The sequence below is a fragment of the Bradyrhizobium sp. CCBAU 45394 genome, assembly GCF_028128655.1.
Classification (GTDB): domain Bacteria; phylum Pseudomonadota; class Alphaproteobacteria; order Rhizobiales; family Xanthobacteraceae; genus Bradyrhizobium; species Bradyrhizobium diazoefficiens.
Map to the genome: position 1 here is coordinate 134,103 of NZ_LBIX01000176.1, position 18,024 is coordinate 152,126.

Annotated in this window: 13 protein-coding genes and 1 pseudogene; 4 read left to right on the forward strand and 10 right to left on the reverse strand. The window is 64.8% G+C overall.

The genetic code is table 11. From position 1 onward, the window contains the following. The first annotated feature begins 34 nt into the window (after positions 1 to 34). A pseudogene (locus tag WN73_RS38030) lies at positions 35 to 1,267 on the forward strand (ABC transporter substrate-binding protein). On the opposite strand, the gene WN73_RS38035 reads toward WN73_RS38030, so the two are convergent. The 5 genes from WN73_RS38035 to WN73_RS38055 are packed head-to-tail and all read right to left on the reverse strand — an operon-like array spanning position 1,268 to position 6,778. After that, positions 1,268 to 2,548 carry an O-antigen ligase family protein gene (locus WN73_RS38035; RefSeq protein ID WP_271557311.1) on the reverse strand — a complete coding sequence of 427 codons (1,281 nt, stop codon included), beginning with the start codon at positions 2,546 to 2,548 and terminating at the stop codon, positions 1,268 to 1,270. After that, complete coding sequence (locus tag WN73_RS38040; RefSeq protein WP_271557313.1) at positions 2,545 to 3,939, reverse strand: glycosyltransferase family 4 protein; 1,395 nt, start codon at positions 3,937 to 3,939, stop codon at positions 2,545 to 2,547. Before WN73_RS38040 ends, WN73_RS38035 begins: the two co-directional genes overlap by 4 nt. Continuing rightward, the gene (locus WN73_RS38045; protein ID WP_271557314.1) at positions 3,936 to 4,676 is read right to left on the reverse strand and encodes an ABC transporter ATP-binding protein; all 741 of its coding nucleotides are present in this window, start codon (positions 4,674 to 4,676) and stop codon (positions 3,936 to 3,938) included. The genes WN73_RS38040 and WN73_RS38045 overlap by 4 nt, the downstream gene beginning before the upstream one ends. A 3-nt stretch (positions 4,677 to 4,679) precedes the next feature. After that, complete coding sequence (locus WN73_RS38050; RefSeq protein ID WP_271557316.1) at positions 4,680 to 6,608, reverse strand: glycosyltransferase; 1,929 nt, start codon at positions 6,606 to 6,608, stop codon at positions 4,680 to 4,682. 8 nt (positions 6,609 to 6,616) lie between these two features. Continuing rightward, on the reverse strand, positions 6,617 to 6,778 hold the full coding sequence (locus WN73_RS38055) for a hypothetical protein (protein WP_165448155.1): 162 nt from the start codon (positions 6,776 to 6,778) through the stop codon (positions 6,617 to 6,619). A gap of 126 nt (positions 6,779 to 6,904) precedes the next feature. On the opposite strand from WN73_RS38055, the gene WN73_RS38060 reads away from it, so the two are divergent. Next, positions 6,905 to 7,819, forward strand: coding sequence for a DUF6502 family protein (locus tag WN73_RS38060; RefSeq protein ID WP_271557317.1), 915 nt, complete (start codon positions 6,905 to 6,907; stop codon positions 7,817 to 7,819). Further along, the gene (locus WN73_RS38065; RefSeq protein ID WP_271557319.1) at positions 7,816 to 9,033 is read left to right on the forward strand and encodes a DUF5666 domain-containing protein; all 1,218 of its coding nucleotides are present in this window, start codon (positions 7,816 to 7,818) and stop codon (positions 9,031 to 9,033) included. The genes WN73_RS38060 and WN73_RS38065 overlap by 4 nt, the downstream gene beginning before the upstream one ends. A gap of 42 nt (positions 9,034 to 9,075) precedes the next feature. On the opposite strand, the gene WN73_RS38070 is transcribed toward WN73_RS38065, so the two are convergent. From WN73_RS38070 to WN73_RS38080, 3 genes are read right to left on the reverse strand one after another with little or no spacing between them, the layout of a single operon-like run. Further along, positions 9,076 to 12,186, reverse strand: a complete 3,111-nt coding sequence (locus WN73_RS38070; RefSeq protein ID WP_039185124.1) for an efflux RND transporter permease subunit — start codon at positions 12,184 to 12,186, stop codon at positions 9,076 to 9,078. An 11-nt stretch (positions 12,187 to 12,197) separates the two neighbouring features. Then, a complete protein-coding gene (locus WN73_RS38075; protein ID WP_028171251.1) occupies positions 12,198 to 13,322 on the reverse strand; it encodes an efflux RND transporter periplasmic adaptor subunit in 1,125 nt (374 codons plus the stop codon). 17 nt (positions 13,323 to 13,339) lie between these two features. Continuing rightward, the gene (locus WN73_RS38080) at positions 13,340 to 14,902 is read right to left on the reverse strand and encodes an efflux transporter outer membrane subunit (RefSeq protein ID WP_011087094.1); all 1,563 of its coding nucleotides are present in this window, start codon (positions 14,900 to 14,902) and stop codon (positions 13,340 to 13,342) included. A 218-nt stretch (positions 14,903 to 15,120) separates the two neighbouring features. Between WN73_RS38080 and WN73_RS38085 the strand changes: the two genes are divergently transcribed. Beyond that, positions 15,121 to 15,759, forward strand: a complete 639-nt coding sequence (locus WN73_RS38085; RefSeq protein WP_271557322.1) for a TetR/AcrR family transcriptional regulator — start codon at positions 15,121 to 15,123, stop codon at positions 15,757 to 15,759. 37 nt (positions 15,760 to 15,796) lie between these two features. Here WN73_RS38085 and WN73_RS38090 read toward each other — a convergent pair whose 3' ends face one another. Then, entirely contained in the window at positions 15,797 to 17,164 is a 1,368-nt protein-coding gene (locus WN73_RS38090) for a M23 family metallopeptidase (protein ID WP_271557323.1), read from the reverse strand. 110 nt (positions 17,165 to 17,274) lie between these two features. After that, positions 17,275 to 17,961, reverse strand: a complete 687-nt coding sequence (locus WN73_RS38095) for a peroxiredoxin (protein ID WP_271557923.1) — start codon at positions 17,959 to 17,961, stop codon at positions 17,275 to 17,277. Positions 17,962 to 18,024 lie beyond the last annotated feature (63 nt).

Genomic DNA, 18,024 nt, shown 5'->3' on the forward strand with positions numbered 1-18,024 from the left:
CAAAACAAGACTACAAAATACAGGGGAGAGAACGATGCCGGGTCGTCGCAAGAGCCTTGCTGCCCTCGCCATGCTTGCTGCCGGAGTGCTGGCCACGACACCGGCCTCGGCGCAGAAGAAATACGACCCCGGCGCCAGCGACACCGACATCAAGATCGGCAACATCATGCCCTATAGCGGGCCGGCGTCCTCCTATGGCGTGATCGGCAAGACCGAGGCCGCGTTCTTCAGGATGATCAACGACCAGGGCGGCATCAACGGCCGCAAGATCAACTTCATCAGCTATGACGACGCCTATTCGCCGCCGAAGGCGATCGAGCAGGCGCGCAAGCTGGTCGAGAGCGACGAGGTTTTGTTGATCTTCCAGCCGCTCGGCACACCCTCGAACTCCGCGATCATGAAATATATGAACGCCAAGAAGGTGCCGCAGCTCTTCGTCGCGTCCGGCGGCACCAAGTTCGGCGATCCCAGGAACTTTCCCTGGACGATGGGCTTCCAGCCGAATTACCAGAGCGAGGGCCGGATCTACGCCAAATAGATCCGCGATAACTTTCCGAACGGCAAGATCGCGGTGTTCTGGCAGAACGACGACGCCGACAAGGACCAGTTCAAGGGTCTGAAGGACGGGCTCGGCGACAAGGCCGGCATGATCATCGCCGACAAGTCCTATGAGGTCAGCGATCCCTCGATCGACTCGCAGATCGTCGCGCTGCATGATTCCGGCGCGGATATCTTCTTCTCGTGGGCGGCGCCGAAAGGGTCGGCGCAGGCGATCCGCAAGGTCGGCGAGCTCGGCTGGAAGCCAAAATTCTTCCTGGCCAACACCGCGACCTCGGTTGCCTCAGTGCTCAAGCCCGCCGGGCTCGACTATTCCAAGGATATCATCTCGACCGTCTATCTGAAGGACCCGACCGATCCGACCTGGGACAAGGACCCGGCGGTGGTGAAGTGGCGCGAATTCATGGACAAATATTATCCCGATGGCGACAAGGCCAACTCCAACAACATCTACGGCTACGTGCAGGCCGAGGCGATGGCGCAGGTCCTGAAGCAGTGCGGCGACAATCTCACCCGCGAGAACGTCATGAAGCAGGCCGCGAACCTGAAGGATTTCCACACCGACCTGATGCTGCTGGGCATCATGGTCAACACCTCGCCCGATGATTTCCCGATCGAGCAGATGCAGTTGATGCGCTTCAACGGGCAGGCCTGGGAGCTGTTCGGCGACGTCATCACCGGCGAAGTCGGCCACGAGCGCAGCCCATAGTCACGGCCGGCTGCGGGCCTGAACCTTTAGGACCATGCCCCCGGCCACGCCGACGCCCAGCACATACATCCATCCCTCGTGGAAATCGAACAGATGCGAGTTCAATAGCGAGCTCGCGATGTTCTGCGCGACGACCGCAAGGCCGATCCAGGCGGCAAGCCCTTCGCCCAGGAACAGGCGAAGCTGCGCGATCCACATCGCGTAGAGCAGGACGACGCCCAAGAGGCCCCATTGCACCGCGACGTTGAGGGTCTGGTTGTGCGGATTGCTGACGATCTCCGCGTCGAGGCTGCTCTCGCCCGTGGCGGCGCGTTCGAACTGACGCTTGATCGCGCCGGTGCCATGGCCGATCAGAGGGGCTTCGGTAAAGGCATGAAGTGACTTGCGCCAATAGGTCAGCCGCTGGGCGGTCGAGGCGCGGCTGATGTCCTCATGGCCGTGGCGATATTCGACGGCGATGTCGGTAATGCGCTGGCGCAGATAGGACGAGGTCGTCCAGGCGAGCGCGCTCGCGGCGACCGCGCCCGCGAGCAGGACCAGCGCTGCCCGCCGGCTCAGATGCTTCCAGGCGAACAGGGCCAGCAGCACCGGGATGTAGAGCAGCGCCGTGCGGGCCGAGGCCACGAACACCATGTTGGTCGCGAACAGCAGGATCAATGCGAGGCAGGCGGTCGCCGCGATCGCGCGCCCGCTGCGCCAGAACGTGAGCGCGGGCAGTGCAAGTGCCAAGGCGCAGAGCGTGAATTCCTGGCTCTGGTCGATGTAGTTCTTGACGGGAACGCCTGCCGACGCCGTCGCGGCGATCTTCCAGGCCGGATTGAGCAGCGCGACCCAGGAGAATGCCGCCAGCAGCGCGCAGGAGGCGAGAAAAGCAAGGCAAACCTGGAAGCCGCGCTCGGACCGGCTGAAATGGTAGAGCAGCGGCGGAATCAGCACGAGCTTTGCGACCGGCTTGATCGCATGCAGCCGGGCGGGCCAGGCGCCGTCCGACCACAGCACGCCGAGGAGTGCGAGCAGCAGGAGTGCGAACGGCAGGGCAAACGGCGGCCGGGTGAGCTCGCGCGCATAGTCGTGCCAGTTGACGGTCGGGGTGACCGCCAGCAGCCACAGCCCGACGAAGATCGAAGGTGCAGTTGTGGACCACGGCAGCGATGCCGCGATCAGGATGACGAGCACATCTGCCGCCCGGAGCAGCGCGGCCGAGTTGCGCCAGCTCTGCCATCCTTTCTGGCCGCCTTGCCGATCGGCAGGCCCGGACCACGCAGCGGATTCGGCCGTCATCCGTACGATGCGAGCGGTGTGGCGACGAGGCTTTCCGTGCGCATCTCGCGCCCGAGGAAATCGCGGGCCTGGGTCTCATAGCCAAAGCGTTCGGCAAGCTCGTGGCGCCTCGCGCGGATCTTGCCGCGCCACTCCTCCTGCCGCGTCAGCACGCGGGTGACGGAGGCGGCGATCGAGTCGGTCGAGAACGGGTCGAAATAATCGGCGAGCTCGCCCGCGACTTCGCGGAACACTGCGATATCCGAGCACAGCACCGGCGTGTTCGCGGCCAGCGCCTCGATGATCGGCACGCCAAAGCCTTCGGCAAGGCTCGGCATGATCAGGCCATGCGCCTCCGCGATCAGGGCGGCCTTCTCGTGCTCGTCGACATAGCCGGCGAAGCGGACGTTCGGCGGGAGGTTGCGCATCCGGCTGATCTCGCCGGCATAGCCGATCACGACGAGATCGGCCTGGGGCACACCACGGAAGGCACGGATGACGGCGGCGACGTTCTTGCGCGGCTCGTTCGAGACGATGACGACGAAGCTCGGCCGCCCCGGACGCCCCGACGGGGCTGGGAGGTGCAGGACATCCGGGGCGTCGAACCGGGTGCGGGGATACACGACCCGCGCCGGTAGGTGCGCAAATTGCGGCAACAGTTCCCTGAACCGCATCATGCTGTAGTTCGAAACGAAGGCGAGCTCGTCGGCCTGGCGCAGGCTGGTGCGGATTCGCGCCAGGAACTGCCGCGTGGCGATGTCGCTGAGCTTGAGATCGGTGAGCGGCAACAGGTCGTGGACGACGCAGATCACCTTGGCGTCCGGCCTGCGCTTGATCGTCACGCGGGTCGGGGTGTCCACGACGATCACGTCGTAGTCGCGCGCATCTATCCGCGGCGGCGGCAGCAGGAAGAAGGCCGAGGAATCCTGATAGTTGAAGAATCCGGGCTCGAGCTGAAAGTCGCCGAACAGTTCGAGGTGGCTCAGATCCGGCGGAATGTATTCGAGCGCGGCGGGCCGGTTCTCGATCAGTCGCGCGTTCAGGCTGCGCAGGCCGATCGCGCGCAGGAGGCAGAGCATATTGTCCCGCGACAGCAACATGCCGCCCCTTTGGCGGAGCCAGTCGAATTTGCGGCGCGTGCCGCTGAGCGTCACCGGCCCGCTCACGTTGATCTCGTCAAGGAAGCGATAAAGCGCCAGCAGCTCGATGTTGCGCGCCTGCGCCGCGAACAGCTTTGTGCGTCGCTCGCGCCGGCACAGTTTGCGGTAGCGCTTCGAGGTCTCGACCAACAGCGTGAGTTCGTGGCCCTCCGAGGCGAGCGAACGCACCAACTCCCGGGTGAAATGGAAGATGCCGCGCTTGTGGTTTGGTTGTCCGAGCGACTCGGAGACGACCAGGATGTTCTGTTTCATGCGCGTTTCTCGCGGAGCTCGAAAGAGTGCGTTGCCGGCGGCTCGACCGTGACGGTCGAGGCGATGCGGCCGTGATCGAGGTTGATGATGCTGGTGCAGGTGCGGCGCAGCAGCGGCTGGTCGTGCGAGGCGATGATTACGATCGCCGCCTGCGACACCATGTGCAGCAGCCGCTCCTGTGCTTTCTCCGCAAAGTGCTCGTCGACCACGCTGAGCCATTCGTCGAGCAGCAGGATGTCGGCCGGAAAGGCCGTCGCGGTCGCAAACAACACCCGCATCAGCATTCCCGAGGAGAACATCCGCAGCGGCAGCCGCTGCATGCGCGCCTCGAGCTCGGTGAAAGCCCAGATATCGTCGATCACGGCGCGGGTCGGCTTGCGGCCGCTGATCCGCAGCAGCAGCGCGATGTTGTCCTCGGCCACGAAATCCAGGTTGACCCCGGCGTTGAGGCCGAGCAGGGGCACGACGTTGCCCTGGAGCGAGACGCTGCCGCTGCTCGGCGGATAGACGCCGGCGATCAGTCGCAGGAGCGTCGACTTGCCGGAGCCGTTGGGACCGGCAAGCCCGATGCGGCTGCCTGCTTCGGCCTTGATCGTGACATTGTCGACGGCGCGGATGATCCGCATCTCGCCCGGCTCGCGGATGATGTGCCCGAGCAGCCGCCGCTTCAGTGAGAAGTCGTAGGCGCCGTAGAGCGGATAGTCGAGACTGACGTTGCGAAGGTTGATCGAGACCATGCGTCAGATCCAGAATGCGGCTTTGCGCAGGTGGACCAGCGTCAGCACGCTCGCAAAGACCAGGAGCGCCAGCGCGACGAGGACGTAGACGATGCTGACCGGATCGACAGCGCCGCCCGCCAGCGGCTCGCGCCACACCGCGAACAGATGCGTCAGCGGATTGAGCCGCATCACCGTCGAGCGGTGGTTGATCATGTCCGACGACCAGATCACGGGCGAAGCGAGAAAGGCGAGCATCAGGGTGGATTCGATGATCGGCTTGAGGTCGCGATAGCGCGTCGCCATGGCGCCGAGAACGAGGCTCAGGGCGAAGGTGCAGGCCACGAACAGCATCAGACCGGGCAGTGCCGCCAGCGCGTGAGAGAGGTCGTGGGACGAGAGGAGGAGCCACAGCACCAGCGGAACACAGGCGTTGTGGAGTGCGAACAGCGCCTGGCGGAAGGTGCATTGCAGGAGGAAGATGACGGGCGGCAGCGCGCGGTCGCGGATCAGGCTCGCGGAGTTCTGGAGCGCCGTAGTCGCATCGAGTACCACGCCGTTAAGGAAGGTCCAGGCCGTCATCGACAGCGCCAGCATCGGCAGGCGTGTCATCATGTTGCCATTCGACATCTGGCCGATCACCGAGCCGAGCACGGCGACCACGATCGCCATCTGCAGTGACATCCAGAACGGGCCGAGCAGCGAGCGGACGTAGCGGTGCCGCATGTCGGACCAGGCCAGCGCCGCCGCGATCCGGACCGTGTCCAGCCAGCCGGTCGCTTGCGGCGGCTCGGAGATTGCCGATCGCTCCTCGCTCGGGGCGGCGACAGCGTCGCGGTAGACAGTCTCCATGCGCTGCTTGAAGGCCGTGGCCGAATAGCGGGTGAGGGCGCGCGTGCGCGCCGCAAGTCCCATGCTGCGGCGGCGCTCGGGGTTGCGGATCAGGGTGTCGATCGCCTCACCCAGTTTCTCGGCATCGCCGGGCGGAACGGTGATCGCCTCCATGCCGTGGCGGGCGACGTGCGGCACCGCCGTGTCGAGCGCCGTGTTCACGACCGGCCGGCCGGCGGCCATGGCCTCGAGCTGGACAAGGCCGAAGGTCTCGGCATTGGTCACCGACGGCATCACGAAGACGTCGGCCAGGCACATCAGCTTGATGCGTTCGCAATCGTCCACCGAGCCGAGCAGGCGGACGCGGTCACCGAGGCCGAGCTCCTGGATCAGTTGCTCGAGCCGCGGCCGTTCGACACCTTCACCGATGATCCAGGTCTCGAAATTGTGCGCCGCCGCGGCGCGGATCAGCACGTCGAAGCCCTTGTAGGGCACCAGCCGGCCGCAGGCGAGCACAAGCCGGCCGCGATCATTGACATGGTGCGGCTCGATCTTCGGCCAGTCGTAACCCGTGATGTCGATGCCGAACGGCACGACATGGCATTTGTCCTCGAATTCGCGCAGCAGCGGCGTGTTGTCGACCAGCACGTGGTCCGAGACGATGATCGCCTTGGCGCGACGCAGCGTTCGCCGCATCAGGGGTTCGATGAACCAGCGCAGGCCGGCATGGGTGACGATGTCGGCGTGCCAATGCACCACCAGCGGCCGCTTGGCGCCAAATCCGAAGGCGAAGACGAGGTCGGCGAGCGGGAAGGGGGCGTGAAGCGCGAGCAGGTCGTGCTCGGCGATCTTGCGCCATAGCCGCCAGGGATAGGTGGGAGCCGCGGGCAGCGACAGCACGTTGCCGAACGAGCGGACGCGCTCGACCGGAATGTCGTTGACGACGATCTCGCGCCGCTCGGCCGATTGCGAACAGACCAGCACGGCGGAGGCGAAAGCGTCCTTCAGGCTGGCGCAGATGTCGCGGATCACCGTGAGCGTGCCGCCGAACAGGTCGGGATAGTAGATCTTGAAGATGTGCAGCACCGACGGACGGCGCGGGGACTCGCTGATGTGATGCATGGCAGCGGTCAGCCTGCGAGTAGCGCGGCAACGAACGGTGCGGCCAGCACCGAGATGAAGATGACGCCGCGCAGAAGCGCCGGCAGCATCGGTTCGATGACGCCGCGCCCCCGATCGGGGGCCGGCATAGCACGCAGCGAAATGAAATTGCGGACCAAGCGGTCAGCCATGGGTGTGAGTCCCTTTACGTCGCGCCCTCAGTGGCGTCTCGTATATGTGGGAAAATTTACCACGTCAATTGGAGAGTGGAAAAAAGTGGGATTGTATCCCACGTGATGCATCGGTACAATTCAGACATGAATGCCAAGTCCGGGTCCAAGGCGGCTGACAAGTCGAGCGCGCCACAGCCGAATGCTGCGGGGAAGCTGCACGCTCCGCTGGCGCGGCTGCTGCGCCCGCTCGTGCGGCTGTGCATCCGCAGCGGCATGACCTTTCCGGCGCTGGCGCAATTGCTTCGCGAGCTTTTCGTCAACGTCGCCGAGCACGATTTCGCGCTGGAAGGAAAAGAGCAGACCGACAGCCGCGTCAGCCTGCTCACCGGCATTCACCGCAAGGAGGTGGCGCGGCTGCGCGGCGCCGGCACGCCCGTGCACGAGGCGCCGGCGGCCGTGTCGCTGACGAGCGCCGTGATCGCGCGCTGGCTCGCCGCGCCGGAGTTCACCGACGCGAAAGGCGAGCCGCTCGCGCTGCCGCGTACGGCCGAGGGCGATGCGCCGTCGTTCGAGCAGCTCGTCGCCTCCGTCACCAAGGACGTGCGCCCGCGTGCGGTGCTCGACGAATGGGTCGACCGCAAGCTCGTCACCATCAACGAGGCTGACGAGATCGAGCTGGTCGAGGCCGCCTTCGTTCCGAGCGGCGAGGACGACAGCAAATGGCACTATCTCGGCCGCAACCTGCACGACCACATCGCGGCCGCCGCGCAGAACGTCTCAGGCGCCGCGCCGCGCTTCCTCGAACGCGCAGTGCACTACAACAACATCTCGCCGAAGCTGGCGCGGCGCCTCGAGGCGCGCTCGCGCGAACTCGCCATGGACGCGCTGAAGACCGCCAACCGCGAAGCCAACCGCGCGCTCGCCAAGGACAAGGGCGGCGACGCCCGCTGGAATTTCGGCATCTACATCTATTGCGAGGACGCCGACGAAGAGGGCGAGGCCAAGGAAAACGCTAAGGAAAGCGCCAAGGATAGCGGCAAAGAAGGCGGTTCTTCATGAGCCGGGCGCCGCTCATCTCCCGCCGTCTGCTGCTGACGGGATTCTGGCTCGCCGGCACGGCCATTGCCCACGCGCAGGTCAGGCGCGGCACCGATCAGGGCATCGGCGGCACCGGGATCACGCGAGGCGATGATCACGGCATCGGCGGCACCGGCATCGTCGGCGTGATCCAGCGCTTCGGCAGTATCTACGTCAATGGCGAGCGCATCACCTATGCGAGCGACGTTCCGGTCCGAATCGACGGCGAGGCGGCCAGCGCCAATTCGCTGCGCATCGGCCAGCTTGCGCGCGTGGTCGCGACCCGTCGGGCCGACGGCACGCTGGTCACGCGCAGCATCGCGATCGCGAGCGAGGTCTCGGGTCCGATCGAACAGGTGAAGGGCAACGAGCTGACGGTGCTCGGTCAGAAGATCGTCACCAGCGGCAAGGAGAGCAAGCTCCATGCGGGCGCGCAGGTCGCGGTCTACGGCTTGCGCCGTACCGACGGCGTCATCGTCGCAAGCCTGGTCGAGCCGCGACGCGATGCGGCTGCGCGCGTCACGGGCCTGGTCGAGCGCGGCCCTCATGGTCTGCATATCGGCGGGCTGAGGCTGAACGGTGTCGATCCCTTGCTCGTCGGCCACCGCGTCCAGATCGAAGGCAGCGCAAACCAGGGCGCGATGCAGGCCGCGCGCACCCGTATCGATGATTTTTCGGATCTCGTCGGCGCAAGCCGCCTGTCGATCGAGGCCTATGTGCAGCGGATGGGCGCAAACCTCCAGCTCGGCTCCGGGCTCGTCGCCCGTGACGGCTCGCGTTTCGGGCCCGCGGCCGGCGAAGCCCGCATGGTGGTCAACGGCGCGTTCGATCGCGCGCGCGGCCTTCAGGTCGACTCCGCACAGGCTGTCGGCCAATTCCCGAGATCGCCGCCGCAGGGGCCGGGTGGTGCCGGCAATCCCAACCGGTCGCCCGGCGGCTCTATCATGCATCCGGATCGCGGCGCCGTGACTCCGGGCGGCGGCCAGCCCGGCGCCCCCGGTGCGCCTGCGCCGGGATCGAGCCCCGGTCCGGCGCCCGGCTCTGCACCGACAGGACCGAGCGGTCCGTCAGGCCCCGGCGGTCTTGGCTCGCCCACTGGTCCCATGGGCCCCGGCGGGTCCATGGGACCTGGCGGTGGAACGGGTGGTGGCGGTTTTGGTGGTCCCGGAGGCGGGATGGGCGGTGGCCGGCGCTAAAGGAACCCAGGTGGAGCGCATGGTGCGGCGAGCCGTGCTTCATCATAGGGCGGCGCGCGGCTCGCCGTTCGTTCCGAGTCCGGCCGCATCGAGTTTCACCGCGTCGTCGCCCGTCGCCGCGGAATGGTCGGCCGCAAGCAGAATGTAGAACGCCGGCACCACGAACAGGGTGAACAACGTTCCAATCGAAAGTCCCGAGGCGATGACCAGCCCCATGTTGAAGCGTGAGGCTGCGCCCGCACCGGTAGCGGTGATCAATGGCATCACGCCGATCACCATGGCCGCTGTCGTCATCAGGATCGGGCGCAGCCGGATCGCGGTTGCTTCGATGACCGCATCGCGCTTGGAGCGGCCGGCATGCTGCAGCTCGTTGGCGAACTCGACGATGAGAATGCCGTGCTTGCTGATCAGCCCCATCAGCGTCACGAGGCCGACCTCGGTGTAGATATTGAGGCTCGCGCCCTTGATTCCCAGCATGATGAAGATCAGCGCGCCCGCGATCGACATCGGTACCGAGACCAGGATGATCAGGGGATCACGGAAACTCTCGAACTGCGCCGACAGCGCCAGGAAGATGATGATCAGGGCAAACCCGAAGGTGGCGGCGAATCCGGATGATTCCTGGATGAACTGCCGTGACTGACCGCCATAGTCGATGGTGTAGCCCTTGGGCAGGGTCCGGTCCGCGATCTCCTTCAGCGTCGCGAGCGCTTCGCCGGTGATCACACCGGGCATGGCCACGCCGGAAATGGTGGCGGCATTGACCTGCTGGAAATGGTTCAACGATTGCGGAACGGTGGTCGTCTTGAGCGACGCCACCGTCGACAGCGGAACAGACGTGCCGTCCGAGGTCTTGATGTAGTAGTTCAGCACCTGATCGGCGTTCAGTCGCTGGCGCTGCTCGACCTGGGGAATGACCTTGTAGGAGCGGCCGTCCAGGCCGAAATAGTTGACATACCCGCCGCCCAGCATGTTGCCGAGCGCACCGCCGACGTCACTGAGCTTCAACCCGAGCTGAGCGGTCTTTTCGCGATCGATCAGCACCGTGGTTTGCGGCTGGTCCACCTTCAGGTCGTTGTCGAGGAAGATGAACTTGCCGCTCTTCAGGGCCTCGGCGGTGAACGCTTTCGCGACGCCGTCGAGCCGGTCGAACGGGTCCGTGGTCTGGATCACGAACTGGATCGGAAGGCCGCTCGCCCCGGGCAGCGGCGGCAGCTGGAACGCCACGATCTTGGCGCCGGCAACCCCCGCCATCTCCTGCTGAAGCACCGGCTGCAGTTCCGCCGCAGTCTTGTCGCGTTTGTCCCAGGGTTTCAGGACCCATCCCGCGATCGAGCTGCCGGTGAGATCGAGCTGAAACACGCCCGCCGTTTCGGCATAGGCGGAAATGCGCCGGTAGACCTCGGCGGAATACAGCAGCTTCTGCTGAAGTGTTGCGTTCGGTGCCAGCGTTGACTGCATCAGGATCGCGCCCTGGTCCTCCTCCGGCGCTAACTCGTTCTTTGAGTTCGAATAAAGCCAGTAGATGCTGCTCAAGACCAGGGCAGCGAATACGACCGTGACCGGAATTGTTGTCAGGCTGCCGGCAAGTAGGCGCCGATATCGATGCTGCAACGTCTCCATGCGTGCATCGATGAAGCCGACGATGCGGTCGTTGAGCGTCGGCTTGCCGGTGTTCGCCGGCTTCAGGATGAAGGCGCAGCACATCGGCGTCAGCGTCAACGCAATGACGGCCGACACGGCAACGGCACCGGCAAGGGTGAAGGCGAACTCGGTGAACAGCGCACCGGTCAAGCCGCCCTGGAAGCCGATCGGCACGTAGACCGCGATCAGCACGATGGTCATGGCCACGATCGGACCCGCAAGCTCGCGCGCGGCCATGATCGCCGCCTGCAACGGCTTCGTACCCTCGGCCAGATGCCGGTTGACGTTCTCGACGACGATGATGGCGTCGTCGACCACGAGGCCGATCGCGAGCACCAGCGCCAGCAGCGTCAGGAGGTTGATCGAGAAGCCTAGCGCCAGCAGCATCGTGAAGGTGCCGACCAGCGACAGCGGTATGGCGATCACCGGAATCAGCACCGAACGCCACGATCCGAGAAACAGGAAGACGACCACGGTGACGATCAGAAGCGCTTCGAGCAGGGTATGGATCACCTCGTCGATCGAGCTGTTCACGAAATCGGTGGAGTCGTAGATGATCTCGGAGTTCAGCCCCTCCGGCTGCTGCGCCTTGATGTCGGGATAGACGGCACGGACGCCTTTGATGACGTCGAGAAGGTTGGCGTTTGGCGCCACCTGGATGCCGATATAGACCGCGCGCTTGCCGTTGAAGCCGACCGACGAGTCGTAATCCTCGGAGCCCAGCGTAACGTTCGCCACGTCGGACAGCTTGACGTTGGAAGCGCCGGCCTGCTTGACGACGAGGTCGCGAAACTCCTGCAACGACTTCAGGTTGGTCGCGGCCGTCAAATTGACCTGCACCATCTGGCCCTTGGTGGTGCCGAGCCCGGCGATGTAGTCGTTGCTGGACAGCGCGGTCGATACGTCGGATGCGGTCAGCCCGTAGGCGGCAAGCTTGATCGGATCGAGCCAGGCGCGCAGCGCGAAGGTCTTGTTGCCGAGCAGCTCCGCGGTCTGCACGCCGGATACGGCCTGCAGCTTGGGCTGCACCACGCGGATCAGGTAGTCGGTGATCTGGTTCGGCGCCAGCACGTCGCTGCTGAAGCCGAGATACATGGCGTCGATGGTCTGGCCGACCTTGACCGTCAGCACCGGCTGCTGGACGCCGCTCGGCAGCTGATTGAGCACCGAGTTCACCTTGGTGTTGATCTCGGTCAGCGCCTTGCCGGAGTCGAAGTTCAGCCGCAGGTTGACGGTGATGGTGGAGGTGCTGGGCTGGCTGGTCGACGTCATGTAGTCGATGCCATTGGCCTGGGCGATGGCGTTTTCCAGCGGCGTGGTGATGAACCCGGCAACGACCGCCGGATCGGCGCCGTAGTACGTCGTCGTCACGGTGACGATCGCGTTCTGGGTTCGCGGATATTGCAGGATCGGCAGCGAGGTCATCGACTTCAGACCCAGCACCAGGATCATCAGGCTGACGACGATCGCAAGCACCGGCCGGCGAATGAAGATGTCGGTAAAGGACACGTTCTCGTTCCTCACTGATCGGCAGGTGCCGGATTGGGATCGTTCGCCAGGGGAATGGAGTTGTCGACTTTCAGCAGGGTGCCGTTGCGCAGCTTGACCTGGCCCGCGGTGACGACGGTTGCGCCCTGATCGAGACCCGAGATCACCGCCACCTGATCGCCACGGGTGGCGCCGGTCTTGATGAAGGTCTGGCGGGCTATCAAACCCTGCTTGTCCGGTGCGTCGCTCTTGACGGCGAGGAATACCGACTCTCCATAGGTGTTGTAGACGATGGCGGTCTGCGGCAGCGTGAGATAGCTCGTGGGGTGTCCGACACGGACATCGATCCGCGCGAACATGCCGGGCAGGAGCTTGCGATCCGTATTGTCGAAAATCGCGCGGACCTGAACGTTGCGGCTGGCCTGATCGACCTTGGAATTGAACGCCTGCACCACGCCCTTGAAGCTGCGGTCCGGAAAGGCGTCGATGCGAGCGGTGACCTCCTGTCCGACTTTGACCTGGTCGAGTGCCTGTTGCGGCAGCGTGAAGTCGACAAAGAGCCGGTCGAGCGCCTGTAGCGTGACGATGGTGGTGCCCGCGGTCAGATACTGGCCAACATCGACCTGACGCACGCCGAGACGCCCGGCAAAAGGTGCCTTCAGCGTCTTTTGGTCCATGAGCGCCTGCTGCTGGGCGACCAGCGCCAGCGCGTTGCGCTCGTTCACGACATCGCTGTCGACCGTCGCCTGGCTGACCGCATTGATCTTCAGCTGACCCTGGTCGCGCCGCAACGTGATGGCGTAGCCGTCGGCGGTGGCCTGCAACGACTGCAGCTTGGCGACGTCGTCCTGCTTGCGCAGGTCGAGCAACACGTCACCGGCGCCGACATCCTTGCCGGATTCGAAATGAATGCCGTCCACGATGCCTGACTGTTGCAGCGACAGATCGGCGCCGTTCACCGCGCGAAACGTGCCGATGGCGGTCAATGCGGATTGCCAGTCGCTGAGCTGCGCGGCGGTCGTCGACACCGTCTGCGGGGGATCGGCGAGCGCGGCCATGGCCTGTTTGATCATGCCGGCGCGGAAGCTGACGAACCAGGCGAGGGCGGCGAACACCGCACCGACGACACACAACATGATAATCATGCGCTTCAACATGGCTTCGGGCTTTCGCATCAGTTGGCGGGCGGGGTCGGCTGAGCCGGCAGGGCCCCCGCGGGGGTGAATATCGCGGCAACGCCCGCGGGCTTTACTTCGGAGGCGGGGGACTCATCGACGCGATTCCACCAGCCGCCGCCGAGTGCCTGGTACAGCGAGACGGTGTCGGCATAGCGCGAGGCCTGCGCCTTCACGCGGTTGATGCGCGCGGTCAGCAGCGTCTGTTCGGCGTTGATGACGGAGATGAACGTGGTGGAGCCGGCCTTGAACTGGGCCTGCGACATCTTCAGGCTCTCCGCGGCGGTCTTCTCCGCCTCGATCTGGGCCTTCAGCAGATCAGCATCCGACTGGATGGCGCGGAGCGCGTCGGCGACATTCTGGAACGCGGTGATCACGGTCGAGCGATATTGCGCGCCTTTCTGCTCCAGTGCAGCGACCTTGGACTCCTTGGTGTGGAACAGCGAGCCGGCATCGAAGATCGGGCCGGTGACACTTGCCGCCACGCTCCAGGCCGCCGATTGCGGGCCGTAGAGTCCCGACAGCGCCAGCGCAGAGCTGCCGCCCGAAGCTGACAGCGTCACGTTCGGCAGCATGTTGGCCGTGGCAACACCGACATTCGCGCTGGCCTGATGCATCTGGCTTTCGGCAGCTCGGATGTCCGGACGCTGCCGCACCAGCAGCGACGGTACGCTGACCGGCAGATCGCGCGGCAGGCGCAGGTTTGCCAGCGGCACGGCCTCGCCTCTGTCCTGGCTCGGCAGTCTGCCGAGATACGCCATCAGCTGGTTGCGATTTTGCGCGCGCGACTTTTGCAGCGGCGGCAGCGTCGCAAGCGTCTGCGCCAGCTGGGCCTTCTGAGTCAGGACATCGCTGTTGGCGACGGCGCCGAGGGCAAACTGCTGTTCGAGCAACGCGACCAGCTGACGCTGACCGTCGATCTGTTCCTGGGTCACGCGAATCTGCGCCGCGTAGGACGCATCGCTGATCGCGGTCGTCACGACGTTTGCCGTCAATGAGAGATAGGTCGCCTCGAGCTGGAAGCGCTCATAGTCCGCATTGGCGAGATCCGCCTCGATCCCGCGCGCTTTGCCACCGAAGATGTCCGGCGTGAACGAAACCGGGACCGAGGTCTTGTAGAGGGTGTACAGCGATGACGGTCCGGTCTGCCCGGACTGTGCCAGCGGCACTTGGCTGCGCGTCGCACTGCCTTCCCCGGTGATCGACGGCATCAGGGCGCTGGTGTCTGCCGCCGCAACTTCGCGAGCCTGGCGCAGCGCCGCTTGCGCCGCGGCAAGGTCCGGATGGTTGTCGATTGCTTCCCGGACGAAGGCTTCGATCTGCCGTGAGCGAAACACCTGCCACCAGACCGCCGGCACGTCCGCGCCGTTCACGATCCGCTGTGCCGTTCCGCCAGGCCCGTCTGCGCCCTTGGTCGCGGAGAATCCGCCCGCAGTGTAGCCGCTGACCGGCGGGGCGTCCGGCGCCTCGAAATTCGGGCCGACGGCACAGCCGGCGAGCGCGATCGCGGCTTGGGCTAACGGTATTATGGCGCCTCTACGGAGGAATGTTCTGAACGGCATCCAAGGCTCATATCGAAACTGAACCGTTCAGTACTTGACCGAGCAAGCAGGTGTTGTCAATGGTACTGAACTGTTTAGTTTTGTTGTGTACCGTAAAGAAGTTTTGCTACCTGTGTCGTGCTCAGGGCGTCTCTTTAGTTCTTTCAAGCTGTTGAGACGCAGCCATTGTGCGCGTTGACGCCTACGACACCGATTCGCGAGCCGACGGAGAGTCACCCTTGATCGAAACGATCGCCCATCCTGTTCACGAGAAGGAGAGCGCACCAGCGGGCCGCAAGATGGACATCGTCATCCGAGCGGCGTGGCAGCTTTTTCTCGAGCAGGGCTTTTCCGCAACCAGTATGGACGCCATCGCGAAAGCCGCCGGCGTGTCGAAGGCCACGCTCTACGCGTATTTCCCGAGCAAGGAGGCTTTGTTCGCCTCGCTGATCGTGGCGGAGTGCGAGAGCCTGCAACGCGATTTGCCGGTGCCCAAACTGTCCGCCGGACTGTCTGAGGCGCTGCGGGATTTCGCCAGGCAATACCTCCACACCTTCATCCATCGAAAGGACGTTGCCTTCGTCCGCATCATCGCCAACGAGAGCGGTCGGTTTCCCGTGCTCGCCCGGCTCTTCTATGAAAGCGGACCCGAGGCGACGATTCGGCGGCTCGCTCAATTCCTCGAAGAAGCCAGGGCTGCGAAGGTCTTGGAGTTTGACGATCCGATGGAAGCCGCCAATCAATTCCTGAGCCTGGTCCGCGGCGAACTACCGCTGCTGATTGTACTGGGCCTCAGCGATCTCACGGAGGAGGCGATCGAGCAGGAGATCGAAGCAGGACTCAAATTCTTCCTGAAGGCGTGTCAGCCTCGCGCCTGAAGCGCTCACGAATGTTCAATGAGGGCAGGGGCGCGTTCTAGCCCGCACTGAGACGCACGCCCGCGCGCAGGAACTTCTGCGGGTCGACCGCTTCGCCGTCGATGCGGGTTTCGTAGTGCAGATGTGGACCGGTGGAACGGCCGGTCGAGCCGACGAGACCGACGACCTGGCCGATCTTCACGATCTCGCCGACCTTGACGTTGATCTCGGAGAGATGGCCGTAGCGGGTCGCAAGTCCGTTGCCGTGGTCGACCTCGATCATGCGGCCATAGCCCCCGGACCAGCCGGCCGAGACCACCTTGCCGTTGGCGGTGACGCGGACCGGATCGCCCGTGGCGGCACGGAAGTCGAGGCCGGTATGCATCGCAGGCCGACCCAGGAATGGATCGCTGCGCACGCCGAATCCGGAGGTGAACTCGACCTCGCCGATGACGGGCTTGCGATAGGGCACCAGTGCCAGCGTGCGATTGAGGCGATCCATCTCGGCGCGGGTGACGTTGATGCGATTGAGCTGCTTCTCGAACGGCCCGGCATTGGCCGTCAGCTTGACGGGCACGAACGGCCCACCCATCGCGGTCCGCGGCACGGCGGCTTCGAGACTGGCGAGGTTCAGGCCGAGATCGCTGACCACGCCGCGCATCCGGCGCATGCGCGAATCCATGCCGTCCTCGACGGCGCTGAGCGCCGCCATCTGACGACGCTCGACCTGATCGAGCGAGGTGGTGAGGCGGACCAGGACATTGTCGAAACCCTGGTTCTTGGCGAACTGATTGGCCTGTGGGGCCATGACCGCCGGCGCGCGCGACTCGAGCCGCGCTTCGCGATCCGGCGGCGCCACGAAGATCACGGTGTCGCTGATCGGCGACGGCTTTGGCGTGCCCTGCGTTGTGCTCTGGCCGGCGTCGCCACGCTGCGGGGTCGAACGGGGAATCGAGCCTGTCACGTCAGGCATGGCCCCGAGCGCCGTGGCCCGGGACTCCAGCGCCGTCTGGCGCTTCATGATCTGGTCGAGCTTCTGGTCGAACTGTTCCTGGTCGAGCAGCTGCCGGCTGGTGGTGCGATCGACCTTGGCGCGCAGCTCGGCGATGCGGTCCTCATAGGCGTACTGCATCTCAGCCTGGCGGGCGATCAGCCGGGTCAGGACATCGTCGCGAAAGGCAAAGTAGGTGGCAGTCGCGGCCGACCAGAGTCCGAGCAGCACGACCGTGCCGACCACGATCCAGAACACCACGGGCCCGAAGCGCACCTGCTTGCCGGCATGGACGATGGTGTAAGCGTCGTCGGTCGCGGGCAGGGGAATCGCAATTGCCGCTGCTGCGGCGGCCGGACGGCGATGGAGGGCCCGTCCGTGGTCGTGAGGATGATGTTGGGGGTACTGCGAGTATTGGGCAGAACTTTTCGACATCGGCACTCCCGCGCCGGTCGGATGAGTCCGTACGGCCTAATTGCCGCAGCAATCTGGGCCGGTCATGGTTAATTTTCCGGAAACGGGAGCAGTCGTATTTAAAGGTCTGGTTAAGGACTTGTTGCCGCTTCCAGCACCTGGTCGGCATGGCCGTCGACCCGGACGTTACGCCAGATCCTGGCCACCTTGCCGTCGCTTCCGATCAGCACCGTGGTGCGAAGAATCCCGAGGAAGCTCTTGCCATACATGGATTTTTCGCCCCAGGCGCCATACGCCTCCAGCATCTCGTGCTTCTCGTCCGAGATCAGTGGAATGCCGAGGCTGTGCTTGTCGCGGAATTTCTCCTGGGCCTTTAACGAATCCGCGGAAATACCGATCACGGCCGTCCCGGCCGCGGCGAAGGCGTCGGCCAGGCGCGTGAAGTCGATGGCCTCCCTGGTGCAGCCGGGCGTATCGGCGCGGGGGTAGAAGAACAGGACGAGCTTCCGGCCGGCATAATCCGACAGCGTGACCGCGCCGCCGCCGTCGCGGGGCAGGCGGAAGGCTGGGGCCTTCTGCCCCTCGGCCAGGACCTGCCTGGCCGCAGACGCAGGGGCCGATCTGGAGGAATTTAACTGTTTCGATGCGGCGCCATGCGATGCTGCTTTTGCTATGCTCCCGGTTGATTTGCTCGCCGGTGTCCGCTGTGTTTTCGCGGACTTTGTTTGAGTCGCTGCCCGGGTTTTCGAGGCCTTCTTTTTTGCCGCTGTCGTGCCGGAGGGCGTTTTGGACGATTTCTTTTGGGATTTCTTGGACATACGCCTTCCTTTCGACGCTTTCGGCGGGTCAACCAAAGCGGTATTGCAGCTCTCGTCCGGTGT